This is a genomic window from Pseudoalteromonas sp. S1727 (assembly GCF_005886375.1).
Taxonomy (GTDB): Bacteria; Pseudomonadota; Gammaproteobacteria; order Enterobacterales; family Alteromonadaceae; genus Pseudoalteromonas; species Pseudoalteromonas haloplanktis.
Window position 1 is genome coordinate 1 of record NZ_PNDT01000124.1, and the last position, 565, is coordinate 565.

The following is a 565-nucleotide window of genomic DNA, read 5'->3' on the forward strand; positions in this document are numbered from 1 at the left end:
AGGGGAACCTGGGGCTGGATCACCTCCTTATACGATTTAGAACTTATTTGTTCGAAGTGTCCACACAGATGATTGTTATTGTAAAGAGAACAACACTTATTGTTTGGGTCTGTAGCTCAGTTGGTTAGAGCGCACCCCTGATAAGGGTGAGGTCGGTAGTTCAAATCTACTCAGACCCACCACTTCTTCTTAATACTGCGTTGTAAGCTTCGTTGTTTAGTGAACTAAACGGCCTCAACTTACGCCTTGTCTTAAAAAGAAGTCGGTATGCAAACAATAAGTACCAGCATATGTGGGGCTATAGCTCAGCTGGGAGAGCGCCTGCCTTGCACGCAGGAGGTCAGCAGTTCGATCCTGCTTAGCTCCACCACTTTTACTTCTTAAAAATAAATATTCTTTATCGGGTAGCAACACCACCTGAGAATAGAGTGTGTTTAATTTTGAGAAGTTTTTGATTCTCTGCTCTTTAAAAATTTGGAAAAGCTGATAATAAAATTCGTATGAATGACATTTGTTATTTATACAGAGTTTTCAAAAGTAAAAAATGCCATTAATCAGTAATTAT

Annotated in this window: 2 tRNA genes; both read left to right on the top strand. The window is 39.5% G+C overall.

The features are described from left to right. Positions 1-105: 105 nt before the first annotated feature. A tRNA-Ile gene (locus CWB85_RS20185) sits at positions 106-182 on the top strand. A gap of 112 nt (positions 183-294) precedes the next feature. Further along, positions 295-370, top strand: a tRNA-Ala gene (locus tag CWB85_RS20190). Positions 371-565: the final 195 nt, after the last annotated feature.